This window comes from Agromyces lapidis (genome assembly GCF_009749405.1).
In the GTDB taxonomy this organism is placed as follows: Bacteria; Actinomycetota; Actinomycetes; order Actinomycetales; family Microbacteriaceae; genus Agromyces; species Agromyces lapidis.
The window spans coordinates 634124-653175 of record NZ_WBIQ01000002.1; the positions used below are offsets into that span (position 1 = coordinate 634124).

General features: G+C 71.2%; 15 protein-coding genes. 10 read left to right on the forward strand and 5 right to left on the reverse strand.

Features of this window, described 5'->3' with window-relative positions:
* Window positions 1-5: 5 nt before the first annotated feature.
* The gene (locus GQQ93_RS06250) at window positions 6-701 is read right to left on the reverse strand and encodes a response regulator transcription factor (protein WP_157423343.1); all 696 of its coding nucleotides are present in this window, start codon (window positions 699-701) and stop codon (window positions 6-8) included.
* 76 nt (window positions 702-777) lie between these two features.
* On the opposite strand from GQQ93_RS06250, the gene GQQ93_RS06255 reads away from it, so the two are divergent.
* The 3 genes from GQQ93_RS06255 (at window position 778) to ygfZ (ending at window position 3035) form a co-directional block, all read left to right on the forward strand.
* Complete coding sequence (locus GQQ93_RS06255) at window positions 778-1092, forward strand: hypothetical protein (protein ID WP_157423344.1); 315 nt, start codon at window positions 778-780, stop codon at window positions 1090-1092.
* Window positions 1093-1269: 177 nt separating this feature from the next.
* The gene (locus GQQ93_RS06260) at window positions 1270-1878 is read left to right on the forward strand and encodes a nitrobindin family protein (protein WP_157423345.1); all 609 of its coding nucleotides are present in this window, start codon (window positions 1270-1272) and stop codon (window positions 1876-1878) included.
* Entirely contained in the window at window positions 1878-3035 is a 1158-nt protein-coding gene (gene ygfZ, locus GQQ93_RS06265; protein WP_157423346.1) for a CAF17-like 4Fe-4S cluster assembly/insertion protein YgfZ, read from the forward strand. The genes GQQ93_RS06260 and ygfZ overlap by 1 nt, the downstream gene beginning before the upstream one ends.
* A gap of 97 nt (window positions 3036-3132) precedes the next feature.
* On the opposite strand, the gene GQQ93_RS06270 is transcribed toward ygfZ, so the two are convergent.
* Window positions 3133-9234 (reverse strand): ThuA domain-containing protein, encoded by a 6102-nt coding sequence (locus GQQ93_RS06270; RefSeq protein WP_157423347.1) that lies wholly within the window; start codon window positions 9232-9234, stop codon window positions 3133-3135.
* A 186-nt stretch (window positions 9235-9420) separates the two neighbouring features.
* Window positions 9421-10278 (reverse strand): class I SAM-dependent methyltransferase, encoded by an 858-nt coding sequence (locus GQQ93_RS06275; RefSeq protein WP_157423348.1) that lies wholly within the window; start codon window positions 10276-10278, stop codon window positions 9421-9423.
* Between the two features lie 101 nt (window positions 10279-10379).
* On the opposite strand from GQQ93_RS06275, the gene GQQ93_RS06280 reads away from it, so the two are divergent.
* Window positions 10380-11126, forward strand: a complete 747-nt coding sequence (locus GQQ93_RS06280) for a phosphoglyceromutase (RefSeq protein ID WP_157423349.1) — start codon at window positions 10380-10382, stop codon at window positions 11124-11126.
* 78 nt (window positions 11127-11204) lie between these two features.
* Here GQQ93_RS06280 and phoU read toward each other — a convergent pair whose 3' ends face one another.
* Complete coding sequence (phoU, locus tag GQQ93_RS06285) at window positions 11205-11864, reverse strand: phosphate signaling complex protein PhoU (protein ID WP_157423350.1); 660 nt, start codon at window positions 11862-11864, stop codon at window positions 11205-11207.
* A gap of 184 nt (window positions 11865-12048) precedes the next feature.
* On the opposite strand from phoU, the gene GQQ93_RS06290 reads away from it, so the two are divergent.
* Together GQQ93_RS06290 and GQQ93_RS06295 are read left to right on the forward strand one after the other, a co-directional pair.
* Entirely contained in the window at window positions 12049-13281 is a 1233-nt protein-coding gene (locus GQQ93_RS06290) for a sensor histidine kinase (protein ID WP_157423351.1), read from the forward strand.
* A complete protein-coding gene (locus GQQ93_RS06295; protein ID WP_157423352.1) occupies window positions 13278-13958 on the forward strand; it encodes a response regulator transcription factor in 681 nt (226 codons plus the stop codon). Before GQQ93_RS06290 ends, GQQ93_RS06295 begins: the two co-directional genes overlap by 4 nt.
* 82 nt (window positions 13959-14040) lie before the next feature.
* On the opposite strand, the gene GQQ93_RS06300 is transcribed toward GQQ93_RS06295, so the two are convergent.
* Window positions 14041-14517 (reverse strand): hypothetical protein, encoded by a 477-nt coding sequence (locus GQQ93_RS06300; protein WP_157423353.1) that lies wholly within the window; start codon window positions 14515-14517, stop codon window positions 14041-14043.
* Between the two features lie 155 nt (window positions 14518-14672).
* On the opposite strand from GQQ93_RS06300, the gene GQQ93_RS06305 reads away from it, so the two are divergent.
* The 4 genes from GQQ93_RS06305 to rlmB are packed head-to-tail and all read left to right on the forward strand — an operon-like array spanning window position 14673 to window position 18999.
* Window positions 14673-15155 carry a CarD family transcriptional regulator gene (locus GQQ93_RS06305; RefSeq protein ID WP_022889889.1) on the forward strand — a complete coding sequence of 161 codons (483 nt, stop codon included), beginning with the start codon at window positions 14673-14675 and terminating at the stop codon, window positions 15153-15155.
* Window positions 15156-15185: 30 nt separating this feature from the next.
* Window positions 15186-16499, forward strand: a complete 1314-nt coding sequence (gene ispD, locus GQQ93_RS06310) for a 2-C-methyl-D-erythritol 4-phosphate cytidylyltransferase (protein ID WP_376863111.1) — start codon at window positions 15186-15188, stop codon at window positions 16497-16499.
* A gap of 44 nt (window positions 16500-16543) precedes the next feature.
* Window positions 16544-17968, forward strand: a complete 1425-nt coding sequence (gene cysS, locus GQQ93_RS06315; protein WP_157423355.1) for a cysteine--tRNA ligase — start codon at window positions 16544-16546, stop codon at window positions 17966-17968.
* On the forward strand, window positions 17965-18999 hold the full coding sequence (rlmB, locus tag GQQ93_RS06320; protein WP_157423356.1) for a 23S rRNA (guanosine(2251)-2'-O)-methyltransferase RlmB: 1035 nt from the start codon (window positions 17965-17967) through the stop codon (window positions 18997-18999). Before cysS ends, rlmB begins: the two co-directional genes overlap by 4 nt.
* The last annotated feature ends 53 nt before the right edge of the window (window positions 19000-19052 follow it).

A 19052-nucleotide genomic window follows, 5' to 3' on the forward strand; every position in this document is an offset into this window, starting at 1 on the left:
GCCGGTCAACGGGCGGTGACGGGGGCTGCGCCCGTGCCCTCTTCGTCCTCGTGGACGTTGAAGCGGTAGCCGACGTTGCGCACGGTGCCGATGAGCGACTCGAGGTCGCCGAGCTTCGCGCGGAGCCGCCGCACGTGCACGTCGACCGTGCGGGTGCCGCCGAAGTAGTCGTACCCCCACACCTCGCTCAGCAGCTGCTCGCGGGTGAACACGCGCGAGGGATGCGCCGCCAGGAAGCGCAGCAGCTCGAACTCCTTGTAAGTGAGGTCGAGCGGCTTGCCGTGGACCTTGGCCGAGTAGCTCGCCTCGTCGATCACCACCCCCGAGGTCTGGATGCGCTCGCTCGGCTGCGAGGTCTGCGCCCGCCCGATCGCGAGACGGATCCGGGCGTCGATCTCGGCGGGGCCTGCGCCCTCGAGCACGACATCGTCGACACCCCAGTCGGGCGTGACCGCGGCGAGGCCTCCCTCGGTGACGACGAGCACGAGCGGGGCGGAGAGCCCCGTCGTCTTCAGAATCTGGGAGAGGGCCTTCGCGCCGGCGAGATTGGTGCGCGCGTCGAGCAGCACGAGGTCGGCGTCGGGAGCCCGCACGAGTTGCTCGGGCGACGCGGGGATCACCCTGACCCGATGGGTCAGCAGTGCGAGCGCCGGGAGAACGTCGTCGTTGGCCGTCGGCGTCAAGATCAGCAGCTGCGCCACGCCACACCCTCCAGTAGTAAGGTGCGGTCAATACTACGGGACGGCCGGCGCCGTCCTGCGACACGAACGGGGAGACATGGTCGAGCAGTCCGAGACGCGCTTCGGGTGGGCGAGCGTCGTGCTCATCTGGGCGGTCGCGGTCGCGGGGTCCGCGATCGTCGGCGGCCTCGCCCTGTCGGGCCAGAGCAGCTGGTTCGGGGATGACTCGTGGCTCGGGCTCTACGGAGCGCTCGGCGTCGTGCTCGCCGCCACGGTGATCGGCACGCTCGTGGTGCAGCTGGCCACCCGGCGACCGGAGGGCTTCGTCGGACGGGTCTCGGCGTCGATCGGCGGGGCCGTCGTCGTGGTCGCGCTCGCCGCTCTGCTGCTCGCGCCGCTCGCGGCGGGCTGAGGCGGGCCCGAGCCGCGCGGCCAGCGGATAGACTCGCAGTATGTCTGAGCTGCTCGCCCTCGAACTCCTCTTCATCGGCCTGCTCGGCCTCGCGAGCCTCGCGATCGCGTGGGTCAGCGGGGTCGTCGTCTACAAGCTCTTCAAGGGTCAGCGCTAGGCGCTGGTGAAGGCGTGGCGATGATCGAGCTGCCCGTCGACCTCCCGGCCGAGCTCGTCCCGCTCTCCTGGCTCCTCGGAGTCTGGGAGGGCTCGGGGGTGATCGACTACGCGGTGGGCGACGAATCGGTCACGCACGAGTTCGGGCAGCGGGTGAGTTTCAGCCACGACGGGCTGCCCCACCTGAACTACACCTCGTACACCTGGCTCTTCTCCGCCGAAGAAGGCGGAGACCCCACGCCGCTCGCGACCGAGACCGGTTATTGGCGTCTTGCCCGCTCGCAGGGCGAGGGCGACCCCGGGCCGGCGCTGCTGCCCGCAGTGGGCGAGTCGCGATTCCCCGACGCCGACTCGGTCGAAGCACTGCGCAACTCCGACGGCGGGTTCGACCTCGAGGTGTCGATCGTGCACCCCGGGGGCGTCAGCGAGCTCTACCTCGGCCAGGTGAAGGGCCCCCGCATCGATCTCGCGACCGACGCCGTGATGCGCGCTGCCGGCGCGAAGCCGTACTCGGCGGCCACCCGCCTCTACGGGCTCGTCGAAGGGCACCTGCTCTGGGCGTGGGACATCGCCGCCCTCGGTCAAGATCTGCGCACGCACGCCTCGGCGCGCCTCGGCAAGGTCGACTGATGACCGCATCGCCGCTGCTCGCGCTCGCCGGAGCCGTTCCTTCGGAGTCGTCGCCGACCGTCGCCGGCCACTACGGCAACCCCATGGTCGAGCAGCGCCGCCTCGAGCGCGGCGAGTCGATCGTCGACCTCTCCGACCGCGGCGTCGTGACGGTGACCGGCCCCGACCGGCTGAGCTGGCTGCACTCGATGGCGAGCCAGTCGTTCGACCGCCTCGCGCCGGGCGAGGGCATCGAGGGGCTGCTCCTCGACGCCGCCGGGCACATCGAGCACGCCGTGCACGCCGTCGACGACGGCGAGACCGCCTGGCTCGTCGTCGAGGGCGACGAGGCCGCGCCGCTCGCGGCCTGGCTCGACCGCATGCGATTCATGCTCCGCGTCGAGGTCGCCGATCGCAGCGCCGAGACGGCCGTGCTCGCGGCGATGTCGCTGGCGGCGCTCGATGCCGCCGTCGCCGCGTTCGCCCCCGCAGGGGTCGCGCTCGACTGGGTCGACCCGTGGGCCGCGCCCCGGCCCGGCGGACACCAGTACGCCGACCAGGCCGGCCACCCGGCATCCGACTGGCATCTCGTCGAGCGCATCGTGCCGCGCTCGGCGCTCGCCGACGCCGCCGACGCGGTCGCGGCCGGGCGCGTCGCCGTCGCCGGGTCGCTCGCGCTCGACGCGCTGCGCATCGCCGCCTGGCGTCCGCGCCTCGCGAGCGAGGTCGACGAGAAGACGATCCCGCACGAGCTCGACTGGCTGCGCAGCGCCGTCGACCTCGGCAAGGGCTGCTACAAGGGCCAGGAGACGGTGGCGAAGGTGCTGAACCTCGGCCGTCCGCCGCGGCGGCTCGTGCTGCTGCACCTCGACGGCAGCGACACCGTGCTGCCCGCCCCCGGAGACGAGGTCGTCGGCGAGAAGGTGCGTCCCGAGCCGGCAGCGGGCGAGGCGCCCGAGCGCAAGGTCGTCGGCCGCATCACGTCGAGCGCCATGCATCACGAGCTCGGGCCGATCGCGCTCGCCGTGGTGAAGCGCGCCGTGCCCGCCGAGCTGCCGCTCATCGTGCTGAGTCACGGCATCGACGTGGCCGCCGCCCAGGTCGAGATCGTGCCGGAGGGGGCAGGTGCCGCCGTCGAGGTGCCGCGCCTGCCGCGCCTCGGAGTGCGGAAGCCGTAGCCGCCGGGTGCAGGCCGGGGCGTCTGGACGCCCGCAAGCGCCCCGCGTACGACGATGCCCCGGAGCCCGAGGGCGCCGGGGCATCGTCTGCCGACCGCTACTTGCAGGTCATCTTCGCGTGGGCGACCTTGACCTCCTTCAGGTACTCGCGCTCGCCGTCGTGGTGGCGGACCGCGACCGTGACGCTGCCCTTCTTGAGCTTCGCCGTGCCCGTGTCGAACAGGTGGTACACGGCCGAGCCCGCGGCGACGTCGGCGATCTCGTGGGTGCCCCACGGCGTCGTGATGACGACGTCGGACGCCATGTTGCCGGTGTTGGCGGCGTACACCGCGAGCTGCGCGGTGCCGGCGACGCACTGGGGCGCCGCGCTCGCCGTGACCCCCACCTCGACGGGCAGCGGCTCGTCGATCGTGATCTCGGCGGTCTGCGCCTCCTCGGCGTTGCCCGCGACGTCGGTCGAGCGGAACTCGACCGTGTGCTCGCCCGCTCCGGTCACGGTGACCGGCGCGTCGTAGGCGACCCAGTCGCCGCCGTCGACGCGGACCTCGGTGCCGGCGACGCCCGAGGTGTCGTCGACGCCCGTGAGGGTGAAGACCGCACCGCGGACGATCTCCTCGACCGTGGCCGTGGTGACCGGGGCGACGGTGTCGAGCCTGGCGCTCGCCGAACGCTCCTCCTCGACGTTGCCGGCTGCGTCGGTCGAGCGGTAGCGCACCGCGATCTCGCCCTCGCCGGTCACCTCGACCGGCTCGGTGTACGCGGTCCACACGCCGTCGCCGATCGCGTACTCGGTCGAGGCCACACCGGTTCCGTCGCCGTCGCCCGCCTCGAGCGAGAAGCTCGGAGCGGCCGTGTACCACCCCTCGGCGCCGTCGGGCTCGGCCGGGTTCCAGGCGAGCTCGGTCGAGGGCGCCGTGACGTCCACCTGCGGCACCTCGAGGTCGAACGAGTCGAACTCGACGACCGTCGACTCCTCCTGCTGCGGGCCGATGGCCATGAGGCCGATGCCCCGCAGCGGGCGGTCGAACGTGATCGGCTGGCCGATCGACGTCCAGTTGACGCCGCCGTCGCTCACCTCGGCCGAGTAGCTCGACCCCGACTTCGTCACGCGCAGGTACCAGTACCCGCTCTCGCTCGAGTCGGCGATGTCGAGGTTGCGATTGCCGATGCCCGCCGCGTCCTTCTCGCCGGCGAGCTCGGCCCGGAGGTCGAGCGCGGTGCCCGGGTTGTTGTACGCGACGATGTCGGCCTTGACGTAGTTGTCGTCATCGGCCCACATCATGAGCCCGGCCAGCTGCCAGCGGTGCTTCAGCGGCGCCTTCAGCTTCGTCGACGCCACCCAGTCGCCCTCGGGCGCCTCGGTGAGGATGAAGTTGCGCGGCGACACGGGGTTCGACCCGTTGATGTCGCCCGGCTGCGTCTCGATCGCGAGGTGGCCGTCGGCCACCTCGAGGTGGTTCGAGTCGTAGCGCACGCTTTGCGCCCAGCGGCAGCCGTCGAGCGCCGTGCCGTCGAACGCGTCGCTCGGCGTCACCGTGGTGCGCGTGTCTGCGTCGGGCGTGACCCGCAGCCAGTCGACCTTCGCGACCGTCGGCGTGGAGCCGAGGTCGCCTGCGGCCATCACGCCGAGGCGTGCGTTCGGCTTCTGCTGCAACTGGCCGGCCAGCGCCGTCCAGCTCTGGCCGTCGGCCGAGTACGCGCCCTTCAGCACGCTGCCGTCGCTCGTCAGCTTCAGGTGGACCGTGCTCGGGAAGTCGGCCGGGAGCGTCGGCGACGCAGCCGTCGAGCGCGAACCCGCCGTCTCGCTCTGGAACTCGATGAACCGGCCGCCGTTCTGGCTGCGCACGAAGGCGAGCTTGTTGTACTCGTCGTCGCTGCCGTGGAGCACGAGGCCCGCCCACTGCCAGTGCGAGGTGTGCGCGAGGTCGATCTTCGTCGTCGCCTCCCACGCCCCGGCGGGGGTGGGCTTGCCGATGAAGCTGACCGGACCGGTCGACGCCTCGTTGATGTCGCCCGCCGTCACCGGGAGCGTCACCGCACCACCCGACTGCGTGACCGGCACCGCGCCCGAGCGCACCGTCCACGACGGTGCGAGCGCCGGGGCGTCGAACTCGTCGGAGAACGGCGCGCCCGTGCACATGAGCGGCTCGAGCGGCTGCTCGGGCTCGGGGCCCTGGGGCTCCGTGTCGATCGCGAACTCCGAGAAGTCGACGACGCCCGCCGAACCCGAGTGCGCGACCATGAACATGCCGACGTCCTGCGTGCTCGCGGCGTCCGCGAGAGTCACCGCACCGCCCACCTGGGTCCAGCTCGTGCCGTTCTTCGAGAAGTAGGCCGTGTAGTCGGTGCCCGAGCGCTTGAGCTTCACCCACACGGGGTAGCTCGTCGTGCCGCCCGCGACCGAGGTGTCGAGCTGGCCGTTGCCGTCGAGGTCGGCGAGGAACTCGACGCCGTTGCTCGGGCGGATGCCGACCATCGCGTATCCCGGCGAGCTGCCGGGCTGCGTGAGGTCGTTGCGCACGATGATGCCGGCCTTGGCCGAACCGTTCGTGTTCTGCTGCGCGTCGACCTTGACGACGGCCTCCCAGTCCTCGTCGCCGCCCGCCGGAGCGTACAGCGTCGAGTATTCGTCGGTGCCCTGCCAGGTGTTGTCGCCGGCGCCGGTGACGCGGAACTTGCCCGCGCCGATGCGTTCGAAGAGGCCGTCCGCGTTCGTGAAGGGCACGAGATCGCCGAACAGTTCGCCGACCTGCGAGAGCACGACGCGCGAGGTCTTCGACTTGCCCGCCGCGTTCGTCGCGGCCGCGGTGAGCTCGTAGAGCCCCTCCTCGGGCGACGCCCACTCGGCCGTGTACGGCGAACTGTCGTCGGTGCCGATCGACTCCCCGTCGACGAAGAACTCGACCGCCTCGACCGAACCGTCCGTGTTGAACTCGTCGCTCGCCGCGGCTTCGACCGTGACGTCCTGGCCGGGCTCGAGCTGGATGCCCGGCTCGGGCGAGGTGATCGCGACCTCGGGGGCCGCGGTCGGGGACGAGCCACGGCCGATCGCCTCGAGGAAGTTGAGCTTCACCTCTCCGCCCCTGAAGACGAGGAAGAGGTTCATCGAGTCGCCCGAGAACGAGCTCACGTCGAGCGTGACGTCCGCGAAGCGGGTCGAACCGGTGGCCGGAACCGCTGCGGTCGCGAGGAGCTCGCCGTCGACGGCGCCCTGACGCAGCTCGATGCCCGTGCCCGCGGCGACCGCGGAGACCCGCAACGCGAGACGCTCGATGCGGTGGAAGCTCACCGGGTCGTAGGTCACCCAGTCGCCGTCGCGGGCGACGACCATGCGGTCGCCCTCGGCGCCGCCGACGTCGCGGCTCGCGACGACCGAGACGCCCGGCGAGGAGCCGTCGAAGAACTCGGCCTGCTTCACCTTCGGGAACACGAGCGTCGTCGCCGAGCCCGTGAGCGGGTTGACCCCGCCCTCGCCGCCGTGGTCGGTGTACCGGGCGTCGATCGCGAAGAAGATGTCCTCATCGGGGGCGTGGCCGCCGAGGCTCGTCGGCGTGGTGCCGGTGAGACCCGAGAGCGGGGTGAGCGGGTGCGCGTGGTCGTCGTGGCCGAGCGCCGGCTGGATGATGACCTCCGAGCCGTCGACCGTGCCGTCCTCGGGGTCGCTCACCTGGGAGGCCCAGCTGAGGTCGTCGCCGAAGTCGAAGAACGCGCCATCGGGCGGCAGCGAGATGCCGACTTGCGGGCGGGTGTTGCCGACGGTGATCGGCGCGGTGGTCGTGCCGGTCTTGCCATCGGGGTCGGTGACCGTCAGACGGGCGTCGTAGACGCCGTCGGCGGCGTAGCTGTGGCTCGCCTGCGGGGTCGTCGCGTCGGTCGTACCGTCGCCGTCGAAGTCCCAGGCGAACTGGAGCGCGGCGTTCTCGGGGTCGCTCGAGCCCGAGCCGTCGAAGGCCACCGCGAGCGGCGCCTGACCCGAGTCGCGGTCGGTCGAGATCTTCGCGATCGGCGAACGGGAGCCCTGGATGTAGTCGATGCGGTGGAGCCCCGAGTTCGGGTTGTCACGGCCGAAGCCGCCGCCCCAGTCGAGCACGTAGAGCGAGCCGTCGGGGCCGAAGCGCGAGTCGATCGGGGCGAGGAACTGCTCCTGCGGGAGGAACGCGTTCACCTTCTCGATCTGGTCGCCGGGGGTCGCGTCGCCGCCTGCGAGCTGGATGGAGTACATCTTGTTGCGCGCCCACTCGTAGAAGAAGGGCTTGCCGTCGTACGACGCCGGGAACTTCGTGTCGCTCACGAGCTCGGGGTCGTACTCGTACACCGGGCCGCCCATGGGGGCGAGGCCGCCGCCCTGCGGGATGATGCCGGGCACCGAGGAGCGCTTGTAGCCGTACGCGAGGTCGGCGCCGCGCGCGGCGGGGAGCTCGGTCAGACCCGTGTTGCGGGGCGAGTCGTTGATCGGAGCGCCGCAGTCGAAGTAGTCGCCGACCGTGACGGGGTTCGTCGTGTAGTCGACGTCGCGGAACGGCTCGTTCTGGCCCATGCAGAGCGGCCAGCCGTAGTTGCCGGGGCTCGTGATGTAGTTCCACTCCGCGATGCCGGCGGGGCCGCGCGTGGCGGGCGCGTCGCTGCTGTTGTCGGGGGAGTAGTCGGCGAGGCTGATCGCACCGGTCGACTGGTCGATCGAGAAGCGGAACGGGTTCCGGAATCCCATCGCGTAGATCTCGGGCAGCGTCTTGTCGTCGGTGTCGTCGGCCTCGGGGAAGAGGTTGCCCTCGGGAATCGTGTAGCCGGGGCCGTCGGCCTTCGGCGTGATGCGCAGCAGCTTGCCGCGGAGGTCGTTCGTGTTCGCCGAGGTCTCGCGGGCGTCGTGGAACGTGCCGGGACGGGTCGAGAGCGGTGCGTAGCCGCCCGAGGGCTCCGAGTGCGGGTTCACGTCGTCGCCGACGCCGAGGTACAGGTTGCCCTGGGCGTCGAAGTCGAGGCCGCCGCCGGTGTGGCCGGGCTCGTCGGGCAGGCGCCGCGCGGGCACCTCGATGATCAGCTCCTCGCTCGCCGGGTCGATGACGCCGTTCTCCATCGTGAAGCGGGAGACGCGGCTGAAGAAGCTCGACGGGTCGGAGTTGTCGGGTGCGTCGGGGGAGCGGTAGAGGTACACGCGCCCGTTCTCGGTGAAGTCGGGGTCGAGGGCGATGCCGAGCAGGCCGTCCTCACCGCCCGAGTAGACGTCGAGCTCGAGGGCGGTCGTGACGGCGTTCGTCGCCGGGTCCCAGACTCGGACCTGGCCGCGCACGAGCTCGGTGTAGAAGACGCGTCCGTCTTCGGCGATGTCCATCGCGAAGGGGGCCGAGGTGTTCTGGTCGAGCGCGACCTTCTCGAAGTTGCCCCACGAGGTGCCGCCGCAGTCGCCGGCCTCGACGCCCGCGGCGTACTTCACGCCGCCGACGATGTGCTCGATCAGGTCGGGCTCCTCGAAGTGCGAGCCGAAGTGGCCCATCGCCGTCACCCAGGCGCGACCGCCGTCGTAGGGCTTGCACCACGAGATCGGGTGGTCGTAGCCCATCGCGTTGCCGCCGGCGTCGTACGTCGACTCGTCCATCGTGGCGAGCACGTGGGCGGTGCCGCGGACGTTGTTCGAGAAGTTGTACCACTCATCGGCGCGATCCCAGCGGTCGGCCTCGAAGTGCGCGGTCGAGGGGTGCGTGTCGTCCTCGATCCGCACGGTGCCGGGCTGGCCGGGGTCGGTGCCGGTCGCCGCGTGCCCCGGCATGAGGGAGCCGACGAGCTCGTCCCACCAGGCGTAGTTGCCGCGCATGTCGGTGGCGTTGTGGATCGCGACGATGCCGCCGCCGGCGTGCTGGTAGCGCTCGAGTGCGGCCTTCTGGTCGGCGTTCCACGGGTCGCCGGAGGTCTGGAACATGATGACCGCGTCGTATTCGGCGAGGGCCTGGTCGTTGAAGACCGTGGAGTCCTCGGTGTGGGTGACCACCATGTCCTCGGCCTCGAGCGCCGCCGTGATCAGGGGCGTGCCCTTGTCGATCGCGTCGGTGTGCCGGTACTGCGTGGTCTTCGTGAAGATCAGCACATGCGCGCCGTCGTGCGCCTGCGCTGGTGCGGCGGCCGCCACGATCGCGCCGGCGGCGAGGATCGAGGCGAGCGTCCCGGCGAGGAGCCGGGAGAGGACATGGGGCAGTTTCGTCAGCATGAGACCTCCGTTGGTTTCCAATGCTGGACACGCGTGCGATCACGAACGTGTGCGAGTCCGGTCCCGAACCTAGGGGAGACTTTTGCCGTCGGTCAAGCAAAAGATGTGAGAACATCGACTTCTTATTGATCAGGACTGTTGAGTAATGCGCAGCACCGCGCAGAATGACGGGAGGTCAGCGCCGATTCAGTCGAGCGGGGCGACGGCCGACCACGGCAGGGTGAGCTCGCCGAGACGGGCGCGCCGCGGGCCGCCGATGATGGGCCAGCCCTCGTGGCGCAGCGTCGCGACGGTCGCGATCCAGCGCTGCGACGGGCCGTACACCGCCATCGCCGCATGCGTCCGCCACGCCAGGTCGAGGTCGACGAGCAGGCCGTGGATCCGCTCGCCCGGCACGTTGCGGTGGATGAGCGCCTTCGGGAGGCGCTCGGCGACGATCGAGGGCAGTTCGAGGCCCGAGCGGCGCAGGCTCACGGTGAAGGTCCGCGGTCCGGATGCCCCGAGCCCGACCCAGCTCGAGACCCGGCCGAGTTCGTCGCAGGTGCCCTCGACGAGCAGCCCGCCGGGCGCGAGCCGCGAGCGCATCAGGCTCCAGGCCGCGTCGACCTCGGCCTCGTCGTACTGGCGCAGCACGTTGAACGCGCGGATCACCGCGGGGCGGCGCCCGCCCGGCACCGGCACCTCGAAACCCCCGATGGCGAAGTCGACGTCGAGCGAGGCGCTGAAGTGGGCATCGCCCGACGCGACCGCGGCGAGCTGCTCGCGCGCGACCTTCACCCGCTCGGGCTCGATCTCGAGGCCGAGCACCCGCACATCGGGCCGCACGTGTGCGAGGCGCGAGGCGAGCTCGAGGGTGGTCACGCCGCTCGCCCCGTAGCCGAGGTCGACGACGAAAGGGTCGGGTGCGTGCAGCAGGGCGGGATGCGCGGCGATCCACCGGTCGACCCGGCGCAGCCGATTCGTGTTCGTGGTGCCGCGGGTGACGGTTCCCACGCGCTGCCCGGGCCGGAGCCGCCGGGGGTGGGGCGAGGCATCCGCGGGCATGCTGCAAGTCTGCCAGCCCGCCGGCCGCCCTCGCGGCCGCCGGGCGGTCATCGGGCTTCACGCGGGCAGGGCCGAGGATGCCTCGCCGCTAGGCTGGTGGCATGCCTCACACCCTCGTGCTGCTCCGTCACGGCAACAGCGAATGGAACCAGAAGAACCTGTTCACCGGTTGGGTCGACGTCCGGCTCTCCGAGCTCGGTCGCACCGAGGCCGCTCGGGCGGGCGAGCTGCTCGCCGAGTCGGGTCTCCTGCCCGACGTGCTGCACACCTCGGTGCTCACCCGCGCGATCCAGACGGCCAACATCGCGCTCGACGTCGCCGACCGCGCCTGGATCGACGTGCGTCGCAGCTGGCGCCTCAACGAGCGTCACTACGGTGCGCTGCAGGGCCTCGACAAGGCCGAGACGCTCGAGAAGTACGGCCCCGAGCAGTTCCAGCTGTGGCGTCGCTCGTTCGACGTGCCCCCGCCGGTGCTCGCCGACGACGCCGAGTACTCGCAGGTCGGCGACCCGCGCTACGCGGGCCTCGCCGACGGCGAGCTGCCTCGGACCGAGTGCCTGAAGGACGTCATCGCGCGCATGCTGCCGTACTGGCAGTCCGACATCGTGCCCGACCTCGCCGACGGCAAGACGGTGCTCGTGACCGCGCACGGCAACTCGCTCCGCGCGCTCGTGAAGCACCTCGACGGGATCAGCGACGACGACATCGCCGAGCTCAACATCCCGACCGGCATCCCGCTCGTCTACGAGCTCGACGACGAGTTCCGCCCGACGAAGCCGGGCGAGTACCTCGACCCCGAGGCCGCGGCAGCCGGTGCGGCCGCGGTGGCGGCGCAGGGCAAGAAGTAGCGCGAAGCACGCGAAGGGCGGATGCCGTACGGCATCCGCCCTTCGTCGTACCGGGCGCGGCTCGCGACCGGGGTGCGCTCAGAGCGCGGACTTCTCCGGGTCCCAATCGCCGGTCGCGAGGTACTGCACCTTCTTCGCGATCGAGACCGCGTGGTCGGCGAAGCGCTCGTGGTAGCGGCTCGCGAGGGTCGCGTCGACGGTGTCGACGGTCTCGCCCTTCCACTTCTCGCCGAGCACCTTGTCGAAGACCGAGAGGTGCAGCGCATCGACCTTGTCGTCCTCGTTGCGGATCTCCTCGGCGAGGTGCACGTCCTCGGTGCGGAGGAGGTCGACGAGCCTGCGGGCGATCTCGACGTCGAGTCGGCCCATCTCCGCGAAGGTCGGGCGCAGCGACTTCGGCACGACCTTGTCGGGGAAGCGGTAGCGGGCGAGCTGCGAGATGTGGGTCGACATGTCGCCCATGCGCTCGAGCGACGCGCTGATGCGCAGCGCGCTCACGACGATGCGCAGGTCGCGCGCGACCGGCTGCTGCTTCGCGAGGATCGTGATCGCGAGCTCGTCGAGCTCGACGGCGGCCTGGTCGATCTTGTCGTCGTCGGCGATCACCTCCTCGGCGAGACTCACGTCGGATTCGTTGAACGCCCGAGTCGCCTTGTCGATCGAAACCGCGACGAGGTCGGCGATCTCCACGAGTCGCTCCTGCACCTCGGCCAGTTCCTGCTGGAACACCTCACGCATGCTCGAATTCCTTGCCTCTCATCGTCCGCGCGCACAGCACGAACCCTCCGGGACGACCCGGCTCCGGGACATCCTCCCGGCCGGAGATGAACAACAGGTGCCGGGATGCTGAACACTCCCTAACGTAGCGCCGCACAGCGGGAAGACGGCCTTCCTTCGCGTGCCGCCTCGTTAGTCTGGTGCCATGGACTCCACGTGGGCAGTGCTCACCGCGCTCGCCTTCGGCATCTTCCTCGGCGCCGCATTCATGGTGATGCTGCACGTCGCCGAGCGCCGCGGCTCGAGTGCGGCCCGGGTCGTCGCGCCGACGATCCCCGATGGTGTCGACCAGGTGCTCGAGGTGCTCGAGTCCGCGGGCGTGGTGCTCGACCCCTCGAACAACGTGCTGCGCGCCTCGCCCGGCGCGCTCGCGATGGGGCTCGTGCGCCAGCAGGCGCTCGTGCACCCCGAACTGCTCGAGCTCGTCTCGACGGTGCGCCGCTCGGGCGACCCCGTCGCCGAGGAGCTGACGGTCGCGCGCTCGCCCTACGGCGAGTCGCCGCTGCGCCTGCGGGTGCGCGTCGCCCGCCTCGGCACCCGGTTCGTGCTCCTCCTCGCCGAGGACCGCACCGAGTCGTACCGGCTCGACGAGGTGCGTCGCGACTTCGTCGCGAACATCAGCCACGAGCTGAAGACGCCGATCGCGAGCGTCAGCCTCCTCGCCGAGGCGCTCGACCAGGCCGCCGACGAGCCCGACCAGGTGCGTCGCTTCGCGGGCCGGCTGTCGGTCGAGGCGAGCCGGCTGGCGCACATCACGAGCGAGGTGATCGAGCTGTCGCGGCTCCAGGCCAGGGACGCGTTGCGGCCCGACGTGCTCGTCGACGTCGACGAGATCGTCGCGGCGGCGGTCGACCAGAACCGCGTGGTCGCGGGCGGCAAGCGCGTCGACGTCGCCGTCAAGGCGGGCACCGGCGCCCGCGTCTACGGCGATCGCGCCCTCATGATCGTCGCGGTGCACAACCTCGTCGCGAACGCGATCGCCTACTCGAACGAGGGCGGTCGGGTCGGCGTCGGCGTGAAGGTCGAGGGCGACGAGGTCGAGATCGCCGTCACCGACCAGGGCATCGGCATCGAGAGCGACGACCTCGACCGCGTGTTCGAACGCTTCTACCGGGTCGATCAGGCCCGCTCGCGCAACACCGGCGGCTCGGGGCTCGGGCTCAGCATCGTGAAGCACACGGTGCAGAACCACGGCGGCGACGTGCGCGTGTGGTCGCAGCCCGGCCGAGGCTCGACGTTCATGATCAAGCTCCCGCTCGCCGAGACGCCCATCGTCGCCGGCGAAGCGGTCGACGACGCGGGCGGGGCCGAGACGGCCCCGGCCGATGCCAGATCGGCTGCGAAGCTCGCAGCCTCCCAGCAAGGAGACCGTACGTGACCCGCATCCTGCTCGTCGAAGACGAGATCGCCCTCTCCGACCCGCTGAGCTTCCTGCTCGAGCGCGAGGGGTACGAGATCGAGGTCGCCGCCGACGGCCCCTCGGCGATCGCCGCCTTCGACCGCGACGGCGCCGACCTGGTGCTGCTCGACCTCATGCTGCCGGGGCTGCCGGGCACCGAGGTCTGCCGCGAGATCCGCACCCGCTCGGCCGTGCCGATCATCATGCTCACGGCGAAGGACTCGGAGATCGACATCGTCGTCGGGCTCGAGCTCGGCGCCGACGACTACGTCACGAAGCCGTACAAGACGCGCGAGCTGCTCGCCCGCATCCGGGCGGTGCTGCGCCGCCGCACCGAGATCGAGGACTTCGACGAGGCCGTGCTCGAGGGCGGGCGCGTCAAGATGGACGTCGACCGGCACACGGTCGAGGTCGACGGGGAAGCCGTGCCCATGCCGCTGAAGGAATTCGAGCTGCTCGAACTGCTCATGCGCAACCCGGGGCGGGTGCTCACCCGCGGCCAGTTGATCGACCGGGTCTGGGGAAGCGACTACTTCGGCGACACGAAGACGCTCGACGTGCACATCAAGCGCATCCGCTCGAAGATCGAGGTCGCACCGTCCGAGCCGGTGCAGCTCGTCACCGTTCGCGGGCTCGGTTATCGATTCGAGGCCTGAGGCCGGCGCCCGCAGGGGCTCAGACATGCGAAGAGCGGATGCCGGTGGCATCCGCTCTTCGTCGCGTTCAGTGGGTCGCGGCTCAGGGAACGAGCGACTCGTACTCGGGCAGACGCCCGTCGAGCACCGGAACCTGCTTCTCGACGCCTTCGGCCGAGCCGTACTGGAAGTAGATCGGCAGGAGCGAACCGGGGTCGACGCCGATGCCCTCGAGGACGATCGGCTCGACGACGTCGATGTCTTCGGCCGCGTCGACGCCGAAGGCGACCGTGGCGCCCGCGTCGACCGGGATGGTCACGGTGTCGCCGCCGTCGACCTGCACGTCGAGATCGACGTCGTCTTCACCGTTGTTCACGATGGTCAGCACGAGCGTGCCGTCGACGCCGTCGTCGCTGACGACGAGGATGTTGCGCAGGTCGAGGTCGCCGACGTTCGCGGAGACGCCGTCGCTCGCGTCGTAGTGCTCGGTCGTCGCCTGGTAGGTGATCATCGAGCAACCGCTCGCGCCGAGGGCGACGCCGAGGGCCAGAGCAGCGGATGCGGCGAGACGCGCCTTCACAGAACCTCCAAGTGCGAAACTGCGCGCACGAACCAGGCGGCACGTGCGATCGAATCCGAGCATATCGTACGCGGGGGCGCCAGCGAGAAGGGGAGGCGAACCTTAGCACGATCGGGAATGTGATATCCTGAAAGTTGCCGAAAGGACTACCATTCATGCTTTTTGAGGTTGGCGAAACCGTCGTTTACCCCCACCACGGTGCCGCAACGATCACCGAGGTCAAGAAACGCATCATCAAGGGTGAAGAGAAGCTCTACCTCAAGCTGAACGTCACGCAGGGCGACCTCGTCATCGAGGTGCCCGCCGAGAACGTCGACCTCGTCGGCGTCCGCGACGTCATCGGCAAAGAGGGCCTCGACAAGGTCTTCGAGGTGCTGCGCGCCCCCTTCACCGAGGAGCCGACCAACTGGTCGCGTCGCTACAAGGCGAACCTCGAGAAGCTCGCGTCGGGCGATGTCATCAAGGTCTCCGAGGTCGTGCGCGACCTGTGGCGCCGCGACCAGGACCGCGGCCTCTCCGCAGGTGAGAAGCGCATGCTCGCGAAGGCGCGCCAGATCCTGATCTCCGAGCTCGCGCTCGCCGAGAAGACCGACGAAGAGGCGGCGTCGACCGTGCTCGACGAGGTGCTCGCGTCCTAGCGGGTCGCTCGATCCTTCGACGAACGGCGGGTGCGTGAGCACCCGCCGTTCGTCGTCTCCGGCGCCGCACATCGGGCCACCGCGGTCGCGGGCACCCGGTACTACGCTCGAACCGTGAGTTCTGCGATCGCCGTCATCGTCGTCGCCGCGGGCAGCGGCACCCGCCTCGGTCATGCCGAGCCCAAGGCCTTCGTGCCGCTCGGCGGCGACACGGTGCTCGCCGCCTCGGTCTCGGGCGTGCTCGCGATGCGCCGGGCTCCGCACCTCGTGCTCGTGGTCCCGGGCGATCGCGTCGAGGCCGCACGCGAGCGATTCGCCGTGGATGCGGCCGACGTCGGTGCCGCGCTCGACGTCGTCGCCGGGGGAGCGACCCGGCAGGAGTCCGTCGCGGCCGGGCTCGCCGTGCTCCCCGCCGCCGTCGAGACGGTGCTCGTGCACGACGCCGCACGCGCGCTCACCCCCGCCCTGCTCTTCGACGAGGTCGCCGCCGCCGTGCGGGCGCGACGGCACGGCATCGTCCCGGCCCTCGACGTCGTCGACACCGTGAAGCGCGTCGCGGTCGACGGGCGGGTCGTCGAGACCGTCGACCGCTCGAGCCTGCGGGCGGTGCAGACCCCGCAGGGCTTCCCGCGGTCATCGCTCGATCACGCCTACGCCACGGCGCGCGGTGAGTTCACCGACGATGCGGCGCTCGTGGCCGCCGCCGGGCTCGTCGTCGAGACCGTCCCCGGCGACGTGCGCGCGTTCAAGATCACCGTGCCCGCCGACCTCCGCCGGGCCGAGCAGCTCCTCGCCGAGCAGCGAGGTACCGAGGCGAGGGCCTCCGAGCCGAGCGCGGCCGACGCCACGCCCGCAGCGGCGGCGCGCACCGCGCTGCCGCGGATCGGCACCGGCACCGACGTGCACGCCTTCGCCGACGACGACACCCCGCTCTGGCTCGCGGGCCTGCTCTGGCCCGGCGAACGGGGGCTCTCGGGGCACTCCGACGGCGACGCCGCGGCGCATGCCGTGTGCGACGCGCTCCTCGCGGCGGCCGGCCTCGGCGATGTCGGCCAGATCTTCGGCACGGCCGACGCGCGGTTCGCCGGGGCGCACGGCGAGGTGTTCCTGGCCGAGACCCGGCGCCTCGTCGAGGCATCCGGTTTTCTCATCGGCAACGTCAGCGTGCAGATCGTGGGCAACCGCCCGAAGCTCGCGCCCCGCAGGACCGAGGCCGAGGTGCTGCTCTCGCGGGTGCTCGGGGCGCCCGTCAGCGTCGCCGCGACGACGAGCGACGCGCTCGGGTTCACCGGTCGCGGCGAGGGGGTCGCGGCCATCGCGACCGCGCTGATCGTTCCGGCCTGACGCGCGACGCGGGCCCCGCCGGGTCGCGCCGGTAAGCTTTGCAGGTGACCGTGCGACTCTACGACTCGAAGGCCCAGGCGCTGCGCGACTTCGTGCCCCTCCAGGAGGGGCGCGTCGGCATGTACGTCTGCGGACCGACGGTGCAGTCGAGCCCGCACATCGGCCACCTCCGCAGCGCCCTCGTCTACGACGTCATGCGGCGCTGGTTCGCGTATCGCGGCAACGAGGTCGTCTTCGTGCGCAACGTCACCGATATCGACGACAAGATCCTGCAGGCCGCCGTCGACGATGGCACGAGCGACACGTGGTGGGCGCTCGCGTACCGGGTCGAGCTCGAGTTCACGGCCGCCTACAACTCGCTCGGCATCCTCGCGCCGAGCTACGAGCCCCGTGCGACCGCGAGCGTGCAGCAGATGCAGGAGCTCATCGCCCGCCTGATCGAGCGCGGCCACGCGTACCCGGCCGCCGACGGCTCGGGCGACGTCTACTTCGACACCTCGAGCTGGCCCGCCTACGGCGAGCTCACTCGGCAGTCGCGCGACAAGATGGAGGCGGCGGCAGACGCCGACCCGCGCGGCAAGCGCGACCCCCGCGACTTCGCCCTGTGGAAGGGCCGCAAGCCGAGCGAGCCCGAGTCGGCGAGCTGGCACTCTCCGTGGGGCGACGGCAGGCCCGGCTGGCACATCGAGTGCTCGGCGATGGCCGCCCGCTACCTCGGCTCCGAGTTCGACCTGCACGGCGGCGGCCTCGACCTCCGCTTCCCGCACCACGAGAACGAACTGGCGCAGTCGAGCGCCGCGGGCGACGGCTTCGCCCGGTACTGGGTGCACAACGGCCTCGTCAACATCGGCGGCCAGAAGATGTCGAAGTCGCTCGGCAACTCGGTCTACGCCGCCGAGCTCTTCGCGCTCGCGAGCCCGCTGGCAGTGCGGTACCTGCTCGGCCAGGCGCACTATCGTTCGACCCTCGACTACGCGCCGGCGTCGCTCCTCGAGGCCGAGGCGGCCGTCGACCGCATCCGCGTGTTCCTCGAACGCGTCGAGCGACGACTCGCGGGCACCCGCTTCGCGGGCGTCGGCGCCCCCGTCGTGCCCGAGGCATTCGAAGCCGCGATGGACGACGACCTCGGCGTGCCGCAGGCGCTCGCGGTGCTGCACGACACGGTGCGCGCCGGCAACCAGGCACTCGACGCCGAAGAGCTGCACGACGCGGCGACCGCCCACGGGCAGGTCGTCGCCATGGTGCAGGTGCTCGGCATCGACCCTCGCGACCCCCACTGGTCGGCCGCCGAGCAGGGACCCGCCGCTGCGGCGCTCGACGTGCTCGTCCGTCGCCTCATCGACGACCGGCAGGCCGCGCGCGAGTCGAAGGACTACGCCGCGGCCGACCGCATCCGCGCCGAACTCACGGCCGCGGGCATCACCATCGAAGACAGTCAGACCGGCACGCATTGGAGTTTGGGATCATGAAGGGCAGCAGCGGCAAGTCGCGCGCCGGAGCCGTGCGCAAGGCGAAGAACAAGCAGGTCGGATCGGGCGGCCAGGGCCGTCAGGCCCTCGAGGGCAAGGGGCCGACGCCGAAGGCCGAGGACCGCGCCTGGCACCCGGCCGGCAAGCGCAAGGCGGCGCAGGAGCGCTACGCCGCCTCGGGCGGCAAGGGCCGGCCCGGCGGCAAGGTCGCGGGTCAGGGCCGCGGATCGAGCGCGCCCCGGGGCGCATCAGGTGCGGCGCGACGTTCGAAGTCGGGCGATGAGTCCGAGATCGTGACGGGCCGCAACTCGGTCGTCGAGGCGCTGCGCACCCGCATCCCCGCGACGACGCTCTATCTCGCCGCGCGCATCGAGATGGACGACCGGGTGAAGGAGGCGGTGAAGATCGCCACCAACCGCGGCATCCCGATCCTCGAGGTCATGAAGCCCGAACTCGACCGCCTCGCCGGCGAGGGCGGCGTGCACCAGGGCCTGGCGCTCAAGGTGCCGCCGTACGAGTACGCCCACCCGATCGAACTTCTCGACGAGATCATCGCGCGCGACGAGACGCCGCTGCTCGTCGCCCTCGACGGCATCACCGATCCGCGCAACCTCGGCGCGATCCTGCGCTCGACGGGTGCCTTCGGCGGGCAGGGCGTCATCGTGCCGCAGCGTCGCTCGGTCGGCGTCAACTCGGCCGCATGGAAGACCTCGGCCGGCGCCGCTGCGCGCGTGCCGGTCGCGATGGCCGCGAACCTGACCCAGACGCTCAAGGCGCTGAAGGAGCGGGGCGTCTTCGTGCTCGGCCTCGACGGCGACGGCGACGTGTCGCTGCCCGGCCTCAGCTGGGCCGACCGTCCGATCGTGATCGTCGTCGGCAGCGAGGGCAAGGGCCTCTCGCGGCTCGTCGCCGAGACGTGCGACGCGATCGTGTCGATCCCCATCACGGCGACGACCGAGTCGTTGAACGCGGGCATCGCCGCCTCGGTGACGCTCTACGAGATCTCGAAGCTCCGCGCCGCGGGGGAATAGCCCCGCCCGCGCGTCGTCGCGAGGCGGTCCGGCCCCGCCGGGCCGCCGCGCGG

Coding starts and splice junctions, on each gene's coding strand:
- GQQ93_RS06260 (WP_157423345.1), top strand. CDS start 1,270: ATGATCGAGCTGCCCGTCGACCTCCCGGCCGAGCTCGTCCCGCTCTCC.
- GQQ93_RS06270 (WP_157423347.1), bottom strand. CDS start 9,234: ATGCTGACGAAACTGCCCCATGTCCTCTCCCGGCTCCTCGCCGGGACG.
- phoU (WP_157423350.1), bottom strand. CDS start 11,864: ATGCGTGAGGTGTTCCAGCAGGAACTGGCCGAGGTGCAGGAGCGACTC.
- GQQ93_RS06305 (WP_022889889.1), top strand. CDS start 14,673: ATGCTTTTTGAGGTTGGCGAAACCGTCGTTTACCCCCACCACGGTGCC.
- GQQ93_RS06280 (WP_157423349.1), top strand. CDS start 10,380: ATGCCTCACACCCTCGTGCTGCTCCGTCACGGCAACAGCGAATGGAAC.
- ygfZ (WP_157423346.1), top strand. CDS start 1,878: ATGACCGCATCGCCGCTGCTCGCGCTCGCCGGAGCCGTTCCTTCGGAG.
- GQQ93_RS06275 (WP_157423348.1), bottom strand. CDS start 10,278: ATGCCCGCGGATGCCTCGCCCCACCCCCGGCGGCTCCGGCCCGGGCAG.
- GQQ93_RS06290 (WP_157423351.1), top strand. CDS start 12,049: ATGGACTCCACGTGGGCAGTGCTCACCGCGCTCGCCTTCGGCATCTTC.
- rlmB (WP_157423356.1), top strand. CDS start 17,965: ATGAAGGGCAGCAGCGGCAAGTCGCGCGCCGGAGCCGTGCGCAAGGCG.
- GQQ93_RS06255 (WP_157423344.1), top strand. CDS start 778: ATGGTCGAGCAGTCCGAGACGCGCTTCGGGTGGGCGAGCGTCGTGCTC.